Below are 13,758 nucleotides of genomic sequence, written 5' to 3' on the forward strand. Positions count from 1 at the left end.
TCAGCCCAGCACCTCCGAGATGGGCGCGCCGGTGGCGATCTTCGCGCGCACCTTCATGACCTTGCCGGGCATCCCGCCGCCGACCACGCCCACGAGCACCCCGTCGCGCTCGTAGTAGGCCAGGAACTTGCGCCCGTCGTCCTCGACGAGGTGGACGGTGTCGGTGGATTCGGGTTCGCCCAGGCACTGGATTTTGACGTCGTACTGGTCGCTCCAGAAGTAGGGGACGACGACGGCTGACGACGACACGTCCTGTCCCAGCATCGCGGGCACTACGACGCGCGTCTGGTCGGCAACGTTGCTCCAATGTTCCACGCGCGCTTGGTGTCCCGTGGCGTCGCGCCAGGAGGCGACATCGCCGAGCGCCCACACGTTGGGCGCGCTGGTCCGCCCGGCCTCGTCACAGAGGACACCGTTGTCGACCGCGACGCCGCTGCCCTCGAGCCAACCGGTCGCGGGGTGCGACCCGATGCCGATGACCACCAGGTCGGCCGCCAGCTCGGCGCCATCCGTCAGCACCACGGTGTCCACCCGCCCGTCGCCGCGCACCTCCGCCACCCCGACGCCGAGGCGGACGTCGACCCCCTCCTCGCGGTGCAGGCGCGCGACCAGCTCGCCGATCCGCTCGCCGAGCACCGACGCCAACGGCGTCGGCTGCGGCTCGACCAACACGACATCCACGCCGAGGTTGCGCAGGCTGGCCGCCACCTCGCAGCCGATGAACCCGGCTCCGATGACGACGGCTCGCTGCGCGGAGGATGCGTGCTCACGCAGCGCCAGGCTCTCGTCGAGGTTGCGCAGGACGCGGATGCCCTCGAGGTCCGGCAGCGTCGGGATGCGCCGCGGCACCAAGCCGGTAGCGATGACGAGTTCGTCGTAACCGATCACGGACCCGTCGGCCAGCGTCACCGTCTGCGCCGCGGTGTCCAGGGCGGTGGCCGCAGCGCCCAGCCGCAGCGTGATGTCGTTCTCGTCGTACCACTCCCGGGGCTTGAGGGCGACGTCGTCGACCTCCTTGCGCAGCACCTCTTTTGACAGTGGGGGGCGATCGTAGGGCAAATGCACTTCGTCGCTGACGATCGTGACGCGGCCGGTGTACTCCGCTCGGCGAAGTTGCTCGGCGGTCCGGGCGGCGGCCAGACCGCCGCCCACGATCACTATTCCGTTGCTAGCGGTCACGTGGAGTTCATACCACGATCGCCGATCAGTACTTCAATGCGCCCTTGTCGACGGGGACCTGCGTGCCCGTCACCGTGGCCGACCCGTCACCAGCGAGCCACGCGACGACGTCGGCCACCTCGTCGGGCGCCATGAACCCGTTGGGCTGCAACGGCATCGGGGGGAAGCTGTGCACGAAGCTGGGGTGCCGGGCAAATATCTCCATCATGGCCTCCGGCTCGATCATCGGCGTGTCGATGGAGTACGGATGGATGGAGTTGACCCGGATGTTGTATTCGCCGAGTTCGAGGGCCAGCGTATTGGTCAGCGCGGTGAGCCCGTGCTTGCTGGCCGAGTAGTGGCCGTTGCCCGGGGTGGCTTTCAGCCCCGCCGACGAGCTGACCACGACGATCGAGCCCCCGTTGCCCGCCTCGATCATCGCGGGCACGGTGGCCCGCAGCGTGCGCCAGGTGCCGGTCAGGTTGACGCCGATCACGGTGTCCCACTGCTCGTCGGTGAGCTCCCAGAGCCGGCCCCAGCTCAACACCCCGGCGTTGGCCACCACGATGTCGAGCCGGCCGAATTGCTCGACGCCGTCGGCCACCAGTTGGCGCAGCGCGGCGTCGTCCCGGATGTCGGCCTCGCGGGCCAAGACCTTGCGGCCCTCGGCCTCCACCAGCCGGACGGTCTCGTTGAGGTCTGCCGGCGTGGCGGGCGTATAGGTGATGCTCTCCGACACGGGCGCGCAGATGTCGAGCGCAATGATGTCGGCGCCTTCGCGGGCGAGCCGCACCGCGTGCGAGCGGCCCTGGGCGCGGGCGGCGCCGGTGATGAACGCCACCCGGCCTTGCAATGAGTCAGCCACGAGGCAAGGCTAGCAGCGAAACTGAAACCTGTTCTAAGTCGCCCGCCGGTCAGATTTCGGCGATGATCTGGGCCCGCCGGCTGTTGTATTCCTGGTCGGTCAGCGCGCCGCTGGCGCGCAGGGTCTCGAGTTCCTGGAGCCGCTGGGCGATCGACGGTTGCGGGGGCGTCGCCACCGGTGCCGGCCCTCCGGCGGTGGCCGGCTGGGGCTGGGCGGCCGGCGCCTGTTGTTGGGCCGCCCGGCGCACCACCGCCTGGACCTGTTGGCGCAGCGCCGGGTTCGACCGAATGTCGACCATCCGGTTGAGCGGAACGTTGTTGGCCTTGAGGATCTGGAGGATCTCCATCAGCGGGCCGGCCTGGCCGCTCAGGTCGTAGGTCTTGTTGTCTTCGGCCACGGTGAACTGCGCGGGCACCAGGCCGTTGACCAAAGCGCTTCGCTCCCAGTCGATCCGGTACTCGTTGGTGGTGGGGTTGACCAGCACCACCAGCTTTCGGGCGGACAGGTTGCCGAGCCGGGTCACGCTGGCGATCACCCGGTCTTCGCTGTCGAACGGCAGGATGCCGGGCCCCGCGATGTGCAGGTGCACCTTCACCACCTGCTGGTTGTTGATCCAGGTGCCCGTCTCGGTGACGCCGGTGATCTGGGCCAGCGCCAGCACGCCACTCTGCTCGAGCTCCGCGTTCTTCGCCGACGACTTCGCGCCGTAGTTGGCCAGCGCAAGCGCGATCAGCACGTCGGCGACCGTGATGAGCAGGCCGACGTAGAACATCCACTGCAGCAGGCTGCCGAACCCGAGGGTGAAGTAGACGACCAGGAAGATCGGCCCGACGAGGCCGCCACACAGCAAAACCACCAACTGTGCCTTGAGATAGCGCGCCAACACGAAAGTCTCCTTACCCTTGCTGGGGATTTTCGTGTCAGGTTAGCTTCCGCGGTGTCGCGGCGCGCGCCATACGCGCAAACCGAACCGGGGTCAGTCGAACTTGGGTATGACGGCCGGCGCCGGGCGCTCGGAAGACCCGGCGGCCGGCGCCGCGGCGGTCGAATGGGCCGATACCATCTTCACCGGCGTGCCGGTCGACACCGGCATGGCCGGGGCCGCCGCGGCCTGCGGAGCCTCGACCTGCGCCGGCGCGGTCGCGAGCGGGTTCATCGGTGCCGGTGCCGTCGGAGCGGTCTGGGTGGCGGCGGCCGGGGTGTAGGCGGGCGTCACCATCTGCACCGGCGTCGCCGATGTGGTGGCCGGGGCCACCGCCGCCGGCCCCGCGGTGGCCGCGGCCGCGGTCTGGCCGACCTGCGCCTGCGCGCCCGCGAGCGCCGAAGCGGGCGCGATCGCCGACGCCACGGGCCCCGCCGGGACGCCCGGCGCCGATCCACCCGCGGCCGCCACCGCGGGCAGCTGCGCCGCCATCGAGGCGGGGGCCGCCGCGCTCTGCAGCGGCGAGGTGTTGGCCGCCTCGGCGGCGAGATACTGCGCCGCGCCACCGTTCATCAGCTGCACGAACTGTTGGTGGAACGCCGCCGCTTGCGCGCTGAGCGCTTGGTACACCTGCGAATGCGCGCCGAACAGCGTGGCGATGCTGGCCGACACCTCGTCGGCGCCCGGCGCCAGCACGTTCGACGTCGGACCCAGCGCCATCGAGTTGGCGGACGTGATCGTCCAGCCGATCCTGGCGAGGTCCGACGCGGCGGCGGCGACGTACTCAGGCGTCGTGAATACGAAGGACATCCAACCTCCCGGTCATCTTCCCCCGACTCCCTTGTCAGGGAATCGTAGCGGAGCCGCCCGCGTCGGGCCCGGTAAAACGCATAAAGCCCGGATTGCCGAAGGCGGCAATCCGGGCTTTATGGCGAACTGGACTACTTGATGATCTTGACGACCCGGCCGGCGCCGACGGTGCGGCCACCCTCGCGGATGGCGAACCGCAGACCCTCGTCCATGGCGACGGGCTGGATCAGCTTGACCGAGATGTTGGTGTTGTCACCGGGCATCACCATCTCGGTGCCCTCCGGCAGCGTCACCACACCGGTCACGTCCGTGGTGCGGAAGTAGAACTGCGGACGGTAGTTGTTGAAGAACGGCGTGTGCCGACCGCCCTCGTCCTTGGACAGGATGTAGACCTGGCCCTCGAACTCGGTGTGCGGCGTGGTGGTGCCGGGCTTCGTGACGACCTGACCGCGCTCGACGTCCTCGCGCTTGATACCGCGGAGCAGCAGACCGACGTTGTCACCAGCCTGGCCCTGGTCCAGCAGCTTGCGGAACATCTCCACACCGGTGACCGTGGTCTTGGTGCTGGCGGGGCGGATCCCGACGATCTCGACTTCCTCGTTCACGTTGATCACGCCGCGCTCGACACGACCGGTGACCACCGTGCCACGACCGGTGATCGTGAAGACGTCCTCCACCGGCATCAGGAACGGCTTGTCGGTCTCGCGGACCGGGTCCGGGATGGACTCGTCCACGGCCTCCATCAGCTGCTCGACGGACTCGACCCACTTGGCGTCGCCCTCGAGCGCCTTGAGCGCCGAGACCCGCACGACCGGGGCGTCCTCGTCGAACTCCTGGGCGGCCAGCAGCTCGCGGACCTCCATCTCGACGAGCTCGAGGAGCTCCTCGTCGTCGACCATGTCCGCCTTGTTCAGCGCGACCAGGATGTAGGGCACACCGACCTGACGCGCCAGCAGCACGTGCTCGCGGGTCTGCGGCATCGGGCCGTCGGTGGCGGCGACCACCAGGATCGCGCCGTCCATCTGGGCGGCGCCGGTGATCATGTTCTTGATGTAGTCGGCGTGACCGGGGGCGTCGACGTGGGCGTAGTGCCGCTTGTCGGTCTGGTACTCCACGTGGGAGATGTTGATGGTGATACCGCGCTGACGCTCCTCGGGCGCGTTGTCGATCTGGTCGAACGCGCGGGACTCGTTCAGGTCGGGGTACTTGTCGTGCAGAACCTTGGTGATAGCCGCGGTCAGCGTCGTCTTGCCGTGGTCAACGTGACCGATGGTCCCAATGTTGACGTGCGGCTTCGTCCGCTCGAACTTCGCCTTCGCCACTTCGTTGTCCTCCTGGACTTGTTGGTGCTCGTTAAAGCAGTGTTGGTGTTTTCAGTTGTGCCGCGCCCAAGGCTTTGCAATGACCCGGCAAGATTACTCCGAGGGGATTTTTACTGACCCGTCGCCTTCGCCGATCCTATGGCTCGGCTCGGGGTCAGCGAGTTGACACTCACTGACCCGTCGCCTTCGCGATGATCTCCTTCGACACGTTGGCCGGCACTTCGGCGTACGAGTCGAACACCATGGAGTAGTTCGCCCGGCCTTGGGTCTTGGACCTCAGGTCGCCGACGTAGCCGAACATCTCCGACAGCGGCACGTGCGCCCTAACGACGCGTGCACCGCTCCGCTCCTCCATGGCCTGGATCTGGCCACGGCGGGAGTTCAGGTCGCCGATCACGTCGCCCATGTAGTCCTCGGGCGTGGTGACCTCGACGGCCATGATCGGTTCCAGGATCACCGGTTGCGCTTGCTGCGCAGCCTTTTTCAGGACCTGCGAACCGGCGATCTTGAACGCCATCTCGGAGGAGTCGACCTCGTGGAAGGCACCGTCGAGCAGGGTGACCTTGAGGTTCACCAGCGGATAGCCGGCCAGCACGCCGTATTGCATGGCGTCCTGCGCCCCGGCGTCCACCGACGGGATGTACTCCCGGGGGATGCGGCCACCGGTGACCTTGTTCTCGAACTCATAGGTCGCACCGTCCTCGCCGGTGAACGGCTCGAGGTTGATGATCACCTTCGCGAACTGGCCCGAGCCACCCGTCTGCTTCTTGTGGGTGAACTCGACGTTGTTCGCGGCGCGCTTGATGGTCTCCTTGTAGGCCACCTGCGGCTTACCGACGTTGGCCTCGACCTTGAACTCGCGGCGCATGCGGTCGACCAGGATGTCCAGGTGCAGCTCGCCCATCCCGCCGATGACGGTCTGGCCGGTCTCCTGATCCAGGTGCACCTTGAACGTCGGGTCTTCCTCGGCGAGCTTCTGGATCGACAGCGACAGTTTCTCCTGGTCGCTCTTCGTCTTGGGCTCGATGGCCACCTCGATGACCGGGTCCGGGAAGGTCATGGACTCGAGCACGACCTGGTCGTTCGGGTCACACAGGGTGTCGCCCGTGGTGGTGTCCTTCAGGCCGATCACCGCGTAGATGTGACCCGCCGACGCGGTCTCCACCGGGTTCTCCTTGTTGGAGTGCATCTGGAACAGCTTGCCCAGCCGCTCCTTCTTGCCCTTGGTGGCGTTGATGACCTGGCTGCCGGAGTCGACCTTGCCCGAGTAGACCCGGACGTAGGTCAGCTTGCCGAAGAACGGGTGGGTGGCCACCTTGAACGCCAGCGCGGCGAACGGCTCGTCGGTCGACGGCTTGCGGATGACCTCGACGTCTTCCTTGCCCGGCGCGTGGCCGACGGCCGGCGGCACGTCCAGCGGCGAGGGCAGGTAGTCGATGACCGCGTCCAGCATCGGCTGGACACCCTTGTTCTTGAACGCGCTGCCGCACAGCACCGGGTACGCCTCCGAGCTGATCGTCAGCTTGCGGATCGCGCCCTTGATCTCCTCGACGGTGAGCTCCTCGCCGCCCAGGTACTTGTCCAGTAGCGCCTCGTCCGTCTCCGCGACGGCCTCGAGCAGCTTGGTGCGGTACTCGTCGGCCTTTTCCTGCAGGTCGGCGGGGATGTCGACGACGTCGTACTTCTCGCCCAGCTTCGCCTCGGCGCTCCACACCTTGGCCTTCATCTCGACCAGGTCGACGACGCCCTCGAAGTCACCCTCGGAGCCGACGGGCAGCTGGATCGGGATGACGTTGGCGCCCAGCCGCTCCTCCATGGTGCGCACGGAGAAGTAGAAGTCGGCGCCGATCTTGTCCATCTTATTGACGAAGCAGATCCGCGGGACGTCGTACTTGTCGGCCTGCCGCCACACCTGCTCGGACTGCGGCTCGACACCCTCCTTGCCGTCGAAGACGGCGACGGCACCGTCGAGCACGCGCAGGCTGCGCTCCACCTCGACGGTGAAGTCGACGTGGCCCGGGGTGTCGATGATGTTGATCTGGTTGTCGTTCCAGAAGCAGGTGGTAGCCGCGGAGGTGATGGTGATGCCCCGCTCCTGCTCCTGCTCCATCCAGTCCATGGTGGCGGCGCCGTCGTGCACCTCACCGATCTTGTAGCTGATACCGGTGTAGTAGAGGATGCGCTCGGTCGTCGTCGTCTTGCCGGCGTCGATGTGCGCCATGATGCCGATGTTGCGGACCTTGGTCAGGTCGGTCAGCACGTCCTTCTGTGCCACAGAAGTCTTCCCACTCTTTCGATTGCTTGGTAGTTCGCTGTCAGTTCACGCCCGGCACCGTCGCCGGCCGTCTCACCAGCGATAGTGCGCGAAGGCGCGGTTTGCCTCGGCCATCTTGTGGGTGTCCTCACGCCGCTTGACGGAGGCCCCCAGGCCGTTGCTGGCGTCCAGGATCTCGTTCGCCAGCCGCTCGACCATCGTCTTCTCCCGGCGCTGCCGCGAGAAGCTGACAAGCCAGCGCAGCGCCAGCGTGGTGGACCGGTCCGGACGGACCTCGACCGGCACCTGGTAGGTCGCACCGCCGACGCGGCGACTGCGCACTTCCAGCGCGGGCTTGACGTTGTCGAGAGCGCGCTTGAGCGTGATCACCGGGTCCGTACCTGTCTTTTCCCGGGCGTTCTCGAGCGCACCATAAACAATGCGCTCGGCCAGCGATTTCTTCCCCTGCAGCAGAACTTTGTTCACCAGCTGGGTGACCAGCTGCGATCCGTACACCGGGTCGTTGACCAGCGGACGCTTGGGCGCGGGCCCCTTGCGCGGCATTAGCTCTTCTCCTTCTTGGCACCGTAACGGCTGCGAGCCTGCTTGCGGTTCTTCACCCCCTGGGTGTCGAGCGAACCGCGGATGATCTTGTAGCGCACGCCGGGCAGGTCCTTGACTCGGCCACCGCGCACCAGCACCATCGAGTGCTCCTGCAGGTTGTGGCCCTCGCCCGGGATGTAGGCGGTGACCTCGACCTGGCTCGTCAGCTTCACGCGAGCGACCTTCCGAAGCGCCGAGTTCGGCTTCTTCGGGGTGGTGGTGTACACGCGAGTGCATACGCCACGGCGCTGCGGGCTGCCCTTCAGGGCCGCGGTCTTGACCTTGGCGATCTTGTCGCGGCGACCCTTGCGGACCAGCTGCTGAATGGTTGGCATCTAGGAGGCTTTCTGTGCTCGTGTTGGGTGTTTGTCGGCGGTTCTCAAGTCTTCGTACTGCAGTTATGTCCGGTCGCACTACCCCGCGGCCGGGTGTGTCGCACGCGTTGCGCACCGGAGAAGGATCCGATGCATCGTGGACATGCGAATTTGCCCGGCATCCACTTCCTTACGGTTAGGCGCCGTAAGCCGCCAGGCACGAGCCTCCACAATACCCGCCGCCGGTCTCGCAGGTCAAAGCGGCGGCCCAGCGGTGATCGCGAGCCCGGCACGGCCGGGCGAAGCGGGTCGCCGCCATCAAGCCCAGCGGTGATCGCGAGCCCGGCACGGCCGGGCGAAGCGGGTCGCCGCCATCAAGCCCAGCGGTGATCGCGGGCCCGGCACGGCCGGGCGAAGCGGGTCGCCGCCATCAAACCGAGCCCACGGCGCCGCCGTGGGTGACGCGCCGCTCCATCCCCGCCGCCAGGCGCAGCACCATGTCCGAAAACAGCGCGTCGGTGTCGATGTCGTCCATGACACCGGTCATCTCCAACAGCACGAAGCCGTGCAGCGCCGACCAGAACTCCAGGGCCGCGTAGAAAGCCTCGTCGCCGTCGAGACCGTAGGAGGACAGCACCGCTATCACCGGCGCGGCCGCGCCCCTGGTCGCCGAGGCGTACTCCGGGTCTTCGCCGCCCAACGGCATCCGGGTGAATGCCGAGTACCGGCCGGGGTGGTGATGCGCGTAGCTGCGGTACGCGCCCGCCATCACCAGCACCGCGTCGTCGCGGGCGCGGCCCTCGCCGACCCTGTTCAGCATCGTGATGATGTCGTCGATGACCCGGATCCGCACGGCGCGGCGCAGGTCCTCCAGGCTGTCCACGTGGTTGTAGAGCGACGGGCCCTTGGTGCCCAGCTGCGTCGCCAGCGCGTTGATGGTCAGCGCGTCCCACCCTTCCCGGTCCAGGAAGGTCAGCGCGCCGTCGATGATGCCCTCGCGGCTCAGCTTGGCCGGTCGAGAGCCGGTCCTCCCCGCGCGCGGGCGCCCGGCCGCCGTCGGCGTTTCGGGCGGAGCTGCCATGGCGGGGCCCTTCGCTCGGAATGTTCGGGATGCTTAACTAATGACTCTAGTTGACGCCGGTCGCGAAACCATGTCAGCCATGGCCGGATCGACGTAATCTCAGTCCAGCCGATCACCCGTCATCAAGGGGGCCCGCAGTGCACTGGACAACCGTCGCGGGGTCGTTGGCTACCTGTGTCATCACCGTCGCCGCAAGCCCCGCCCCCGCCGCGTATGCCAAGAACGGCGACACCCATGTCGTGGGGCAGGGCCTCCAGCAGACGCTGGACTGCAACGACGCCACGTTGTTCGTCAACGGCTCGTTCAACAATGTCACGGCGCTGGGCAACTGTTACGCGGTGACGGTGATGGGCTCGTCCAACACGGTCGTCGCCGACTCCGTCTCGCACGACATCACCGTCTACGGCTACGACCAGACGGTGTTCTTCCACAACGGCGCGCCGGTCCTTTGGGACCGCGGCCGCGAACTGGGCATGACCAACCGGCTCCAGCAGGTGCCCGGCTAGGCCCGACACCACATCACCATCCGACCGAGGGGAATCGAGGAACATTGTCCGCCCGCATTTTTGACCGCCCCTCGGGGCTGATCGCGCTCACCGTGGCCCCGGCCGTCGCGGCCGTGTTGGTGGCCGGCTGCAGTTCGACGGCCAACCCGCCTGCGGGTTCCGGAACGACGACCAAGAGCAGCCCGACGACGACGACAAGCGCCGGCGCGGCGACCACGACCCAGTCGGGCGGGGCCAGCACCACCGCGTCGGTCGAGATCGGCAACACGCTCAACTACGGGTCGATGGGCACCACCGCGACGCTTGACTGCGCCAGCGGCAAGTCGCTGAACGTGGGCGGTTCGGACAACACCCTCACCATCACCGGCTCGTGCGCGACGGTGACCGTCGGCGGCGCGAACAACAAGATCACCATGGACAAGGTCGACACCCGGATCAGGGTGATCGGGTTCAACAACACCATCACCTACAAGGACGGCGAGCCCAAGGTGGACAACCTCGGCTCGGGCAACACGATCACCAAGGGCGGCTGACCGCCGATTCTTCGCCGGCACCAATCGGCTGTGAGCGTATCTCGTTGCGCCACAACCAGTTGCTTGCCTGACGGCTTCGGGGCCGAGGCACGTGCCGCGTTCCCGCTGCACCCCGCCTGCCGAGGTGCCCTGAGCGGGGTGCGGGCATATGATGATGCGGGGCAGAACGGAATCAAGCATGTTCACCAGTACCACCATTCGCGCCGGCGCACTGGTCGCGGCCGTCGTCGTGGTACTGACCGGCGTCATGTTGCTCCCCCACGGCGTCGCGGCGGCCGACCCCAACCCCGACGACCAGTTCGTGGCGCTGCTCGACCAGAAGGGCATCCCCGCCCTCGACAACGTGCCCAGCCTCATCGCCACGGCGCATCGAGTCTGTCGCCAGCTGGACGGCGGGATGCCGGTGGACGGCGTGGTCAACGACATGAGGGAAAGGGCGTTCAAAGCCAACTCGCCGGACGGCCAATACCCGGCCGACCGCGTCCACCGCACGATTGCCCGGTTCATCTCCGCCGCGGTCGAGGCCTACTGCCCGAACAATGAGCCGAAGATCGCTTCGTTGCAAGGCGTCGCGAATATCCTGCCCGGCTCGGGCGGGCCGGCGCAGCGGGTCAGCGTGGTGCACGCGATCGGTGTCGCCTCGCAAGCACCGAGGGGCGCCGCCTGCCCGGCGGGCTGCGGCGCGTTGCCCTTGGGGGAAACCGCCCAGCCGGAGCCACCGCAACTGCCACCGCCACCGCCGCCCACCGCCCAGAACTTGACGCCGCCAAAGCCGATCGTGACGCCGTCTCCCCCGCAGAAACCGCCGCCGCCGCAGCAGCAGGGGCCGCTACCGGGGACGCAAGAGGGGCCGCCCGCCGCGCCTGCTCCCGGGGGCCCTCCCGGCGGTGGCGGCGCCGACCCGGAACCGCCGCCAGGGCCGCCCGGCAGGGTGCGGCTCGCACCGTAACGCGTCGGCTAACTCGCGGGAGCGCCGTGCCGGCCCGCGCCCGCGGCGAACCGCCCCGCCCCCTCGTTCGCCTCGGCGGCGACGCGGGAGATGCTGGCGAATTCGAAGTCGATTGCCTCGGATTCCGTTGTCCCCCATTGATGCAGCGCCGAGAGCCGGTCGGACCGCAGGCACTGTTGCGGCAGCGCGGCCAGTTGCGCCGCCAGTTCCTCCGCCGCGTGCCGCGCCTGACCTTTCGGCACGACGCGGTTGGCCAGACCCATCGCGAACGCTTCGTCGGCCTTGACCCCGCGGCCGGTGAGGATCATGTCCATCGCGCGGCTGTGTCCGATCAGCCGCGGCAGCCGCACCGTGCCGCCGTCGATCAGCGGCACGCCCCAGCGGCGGCAGTACACCCCGAACACGGCGTCCTCCTCGGCCACCCGGAGGTCGCACCAGACGGCCAATTCCAGACCACCGGCGACGGCGAAGCCGCTGACGGCGGCGATCACCGGCTTGGACAGCACCATTCGCGTCGGCCCCATCGGGCCCGGGCCCGTCCGGTGCACGGCGTTGGCGTCGGGTGTGCCGAAGGCCTTCAAATCGGCGCCGGCGCAGAAGGTTCCACCGTCCCCCCACAGCACGGCAACCGAGGCGGTGTCGTCGCGGTCGAATTCGTCGAAGGCCGCGTACAACGCGGCGGCCGTGGGGCCGTTGACCGCGTTGCGCGCGGCCGGCCGGTTCAGGATCACCGTGGTCACCGGGCCGTTGCGTTCGACGCGCACTGGGTCGCTCATTCTGCCTCCGCGAATAGTGGTTCCCGCCGCCGCAGCAACTCGGTGGCGAAGTCGTGGTAGGCCGCGCGCAACCGCGCGCCCGGCCAGTCGGCGGGCAGCAGTTCGTCGGGCAACACCGGGTCGGTGAGCAGGTGGCGCACCGTCGCGGCGGCCACCACGAACCGGGCGGGAATGTCCGGCGCGGCGGCCATCTCGTCGAGCAGGCGGTTACCGGCCCGGGCCCACGCGGGCAGGTCCCACAGCTGGGCGGCGAGCTCGGCGGCGTCGTCGACGCGCGCCCGCAAAACCCGCACCCGGGCGTCGATCTCGGGATCGAGGTCGGTCTCCAGGTTGTCGGGGCGCATCCACACGCCCTCGCGCAGTTCGCCGAAGCGCTTGCCGTGCATGGTGTTCCGCAGCGCGGCCCGGGTGCGCGCGTCGCCGCCCACGCTGGTCACGATCAGCGTGACCCACTCCCCGCCCCACGGGCGGACCCGCGGGTCGATGGCGTCGTCCTGGCGGCGCTGCCGGGCCAGCAGGCGATCGGAGAGCCGATAGCCGTCGGCGGAGCGGATCAGGTCACCGGCACTGACCATGCGGGTCAGCGCCACCCGCAGGGTCGTCTCTTTGATGCCGAAATCCGAAGTCAGCCTGACCAGTTCGCTGGCCCGCGCGTGCGCCGGGTGGGCCCCCAGCAGCACACTGAGCACCACCGACCGGGCCGTCATGGTGGCCATGGCTACACCTGTGACGCGCGGCGGCCGTAGTCACCGAAGGGCTCGTCGCGATGGCGCACCGCTTCCCGGAACCCGTGCTCGGTGGCGTCGGCAACGAAGGCGTGGCCTTCCGGGGTGTGCCGGGCGACACCGTCGAACACGGTGCTGACCATCCTGCTGGTCGCCACACCCTGTTGCAGCAGGGCCGAATTCAGCGCGAGCTTGACCATGATCAGCTGGTTGACCGGCACCGCGGCGATCCGCTGCACCAGCCGCTCGGTGCGCTCGTCGAGATCTTCGGGTTGCGGCGCCTCGACCGCCAGGCCCCATTCGGCGGCTTGGGCGCCGGTGATGCAGTCGCCGGTGAACAGCAGGCGCTTGGCGCGCTGGTCGCCCAGCCGGTGCGCCCACAGGCCCGCCGCGGGGACGCCCCACACCCGCGTCGGCGGGTAGCCGATCTTGGCGTCGGCGGCGGCGATCACCTGGTCGGCGTGCAGCGCGATGTCGGTGCCCCCGGCCACGCAGTAGCCGTGGATCTTGACCACCGTCGGCTTGTCGGCGTGCATCAGGCTGGAGAACCCGCGCACGAACCGGCTCATCATCTGGTAGTCGATCATCGGGTCCCACGGCCGATCCGGTAAGTGGTTGACCGCCTGGGTTTTTCCGCTGAGCACGGTGCCCGCGTATGCGCCGGTCCCGCCCGCCGAGCCGGTGCGGTCGGCGTAGGCACTCAGGTCGAAACCGGCGCAGAAGCCCTCACCGCGGCCCGACACCAGGATCACGTGCACATCGGGATCCAGGTCGGCGCGCTCCACCAGCGCCGAGAGCTCCAGCGGGGTGTCCGCGACGATCGCGTTGCCCTTCTCCGGCCGGTTGAAGGTGATTCGGGCAACCCGATCGGTGACCTCATAGGTCATGGTCTTCAGGTTGTCGAAGTCGACCGGCCTAATCGCGTGAGTCAATGGCGCCA

15 protein-coding genes and 1 pseudogene are annotated in these 13,758 nt (G+C 68.3%); 4 read left to right on the top strand and 12 right to left on the bottom strand.

What is annotated here, in order from left to right; translation table 11 throughout:
* The 8 genes from ACEL92_RS22955 to rpsL all read right to left on the bottom strand — a co-directional run bounded on the left by ACEL92_RS22955 (position 1) and on the right by rpsL (position 8,269).
* Positions 1–1,179 (bottom strand): NAD(P)/FAD-dependent oxidoreductase, encoded by a 1,179-nt coding sequence (locus tag ACEL92_RS22955; protein WP_374022889.1) that lies wholly within the window; start codon positions 1,177–1,179, stop codon positions 1–3.
* A gap of 25 nt (positions 1,180–1,204) precedes the next feature.
* Positions 1,205–2,023: a mycofactocin-coupled SDR family oxidoreductase gene (locus ACEL92_RS22960; RefSeq protein WP_374022890.1), complete on the bottom strand. Its 819-nt coding sequence runs from the start codon at positions 2,021–2,023 to the stop codon at positions 1,205–1,207.
* Between the two features lie 49 nt (positions 2,024–2,072).
* Positions 2,073–2,909 (bottom strand): SHOCT domain-containing protein, encoded by an 837-nt coding sequence (locus ACEL92_RS22965; protein ID WP_374022891.1) that lies wholly within the window; start codon positions 2,907–2,909, stop codon positions 2,073–2,075.
* 90 nt (positions 2,910–2,999) lie between these two features.
* The gene (locus ACEL92_RS22970; RefSeq protein WP_374022892.1) at positions 3,000–3,755 is read right to left on the bottom strand and encodes a PE family protein; all 756 of its coding nucleotides are present in this window, start codon (positions 3,753–3,755) and stop codon (positions 3,000–3,002) included.
* Between the two features lie 131 nt (positions 3,756–3,886).
* Positions 3,887–5,077 (bottom strand): elongation factor Tu, encoded by a 1,191-nt coding sequence (gene tuf / locus ACEL92_RS22975; RefSeq protein WP_007167815.1) that lies wholly within the window; start codon positions 5,075–5,077, stop codon positions 3,887–3,889.
* Between the two features lie 169 nt (positions 5,078–5,246).
* A complete protein-coding gene (fusA, locus tag ACEL92_RS22980; RefSeq protein ID WP_073880591.1) occupies positions 5,247–7,352 on the bottom strand; it encodes an elongation factor G in 2,106 nt (701 codons plus the stop codon).
* Positions 7,353–7,424: 72 nt separating this feature from the next.
* Positions 7,425–7,895, bottom strand: a complete 471-nt coding sequence (gene rpsG, locus ACEL92_RS22985) for a 30S ribosomal protein S7 (RefSeq protein ID WP_067274907.1) — start codon at positions 7,893–7,895, stop codon at positions 7,425–7,427.
* Entirely contained in the window at positions 7,895–8,269 is a 375-nt protein-coding gene (rpsL, locus tag ACEL92_RS22990; protein ID WP_007167812.1) for a 30S ribosomal protein S12, read from the bottom strand. Before rpsL ends, rpsG begins: the two co-directional genes overlap by 1 nt.
* Positions 8,270–8,525: 256 nt before the next feature.
* On the opposite strand from rpsL, the pseudogene ACEL92_RS22995 reads away from it, so the two are divergent.
* Positions 8,526–8,617, top strand: a pseudogene (locus ACEL92_RS22995) (hypothetical protein); the annotation flags it as partial.
* Positions 8,618–8,678: 61 nt separating this feature from the next.
* On the opposite strand, the gene ACEL92_RS23000 reads toward ACEL92_RS22995, so the two are convergent.
* Positions 8,679–9,329 (bottom strand): TetR/AcrR family transcriptional regulator, encoded by a 651-nt coding sequence (locus ACEL92_RS23000; protein WP_374022893.1) that lies wholly within the window; start codon positions 9,327–9,329, stop codon positions 8,679–8,681.
* 137 nt (positions 9,330–9,466) lie between these two features.
* Here ACEL92_RS23000 and ACEL92_RS23005 point away from each other — a divergent pair, with 137 nt between their 5' ends.
* The 3 genes from ACEL92_RS23005 to ACEL92_RS23015 all read left to right on the top strand — a co-directional run bounded on the left by ACEL92_RS23005 (position 9,467) and on the right by ACEL92_RS23015 (position 11,317).
* Positions 9,467–9,835: a DUF3060 domain-containing protein gene (locus tag ACEL92_RS23005; RefSeq protein WP_374022894.1), complete on the top strand. Its 369-nt coding sequence runs from the start codon at positions 9,467–9,469 to the stop codon at positions 9,833–9,835.
* Positions 9,836–9,912: 77 nt separating this feature from the next.
* Positions 9,913–10,368, top strand: a complete 456-nt coding sequence (locus ACEL92_RS23010; RefSeq protein WP_374026347.1) for a DUF3060 domain-containing protein — start codon at positions 9,913–9,915, stop codon at positions 10,366–10,368.
* A 178-nt stretch (positions 10,369–10,546) separates the two neighbouring features.
* Entirely contained in the window at positions 10,547–11,317 is a 771-nt protein-coding gene (locus ACEL92_RS23015) for a DUF732 domain-containing protein (RefSeq protein ID WP_374022895.1), read from the top strand.
* Between the two features lie 8 nt (positions 11,318–11,325).
* Here ACEL92_RS23015 and ACEL92_RS23020 read toward each other — a convergent pair whose 3' ends face one another.
* From ACEL92_RS23020 to ACEL92_RS23030, 3 genes are read right to left on the bottom strand one after another with little or no spacing between them, the layout of a single operon-like run.
* Positions 11,326–12,093: a crotonase/enoyl-CoA hydratase family protein gene (locus ACEL92_RS23020; RefSeq protein ID WP_374022896.1), complete on the bottom strand. Its 768-nt coding sequence runs from the start codon at positions 12,091–12,093 to the stop codon at positions 11,326–11,328.
* Positions 12,090–12,809, bottom strand: a complete 720-nt coding sequence (locus tag ACEL92_RS23025) for a PaaX family transcriptional regulator C-terminal domain-containing protein (protein WP_374022897.1) — start codon at positions 12,807–12,809, stop codon at positions 12,090–12,092. Before ACEL92_RS23025 ends, ACEL92_RS23020 begins: the two co-directional genes overlap by 4 nt.
* Positions 12,810–12,811: 2 nt before the next feature.
* Positions 12,812–13,750 carry a crotonase/enoyl-CoA hydratase family protein gene (locus tag ACEL92_RS23030; RefSeq protein ID WP_374022898.1) on the bottom strand — a complete coding sequence of 313 codons (939 nt, stop codon included), beginning with the start codon at positions 13,748–13,750 and terminating at the stop codon, positions 12,812–12,814.
* Positions 13,751–13,758: the final 8 nt, after the last annotated feature.

Source organism: Mycobacterium hainanense (genome assembly GCF_041890355.1).
Lineage (GTDB): Bacteria > Actinomycetota > Actinomycetes > Mycobacteriales > Mycobacteriaceae > Mycobacterium > Mycobacterium hainanense.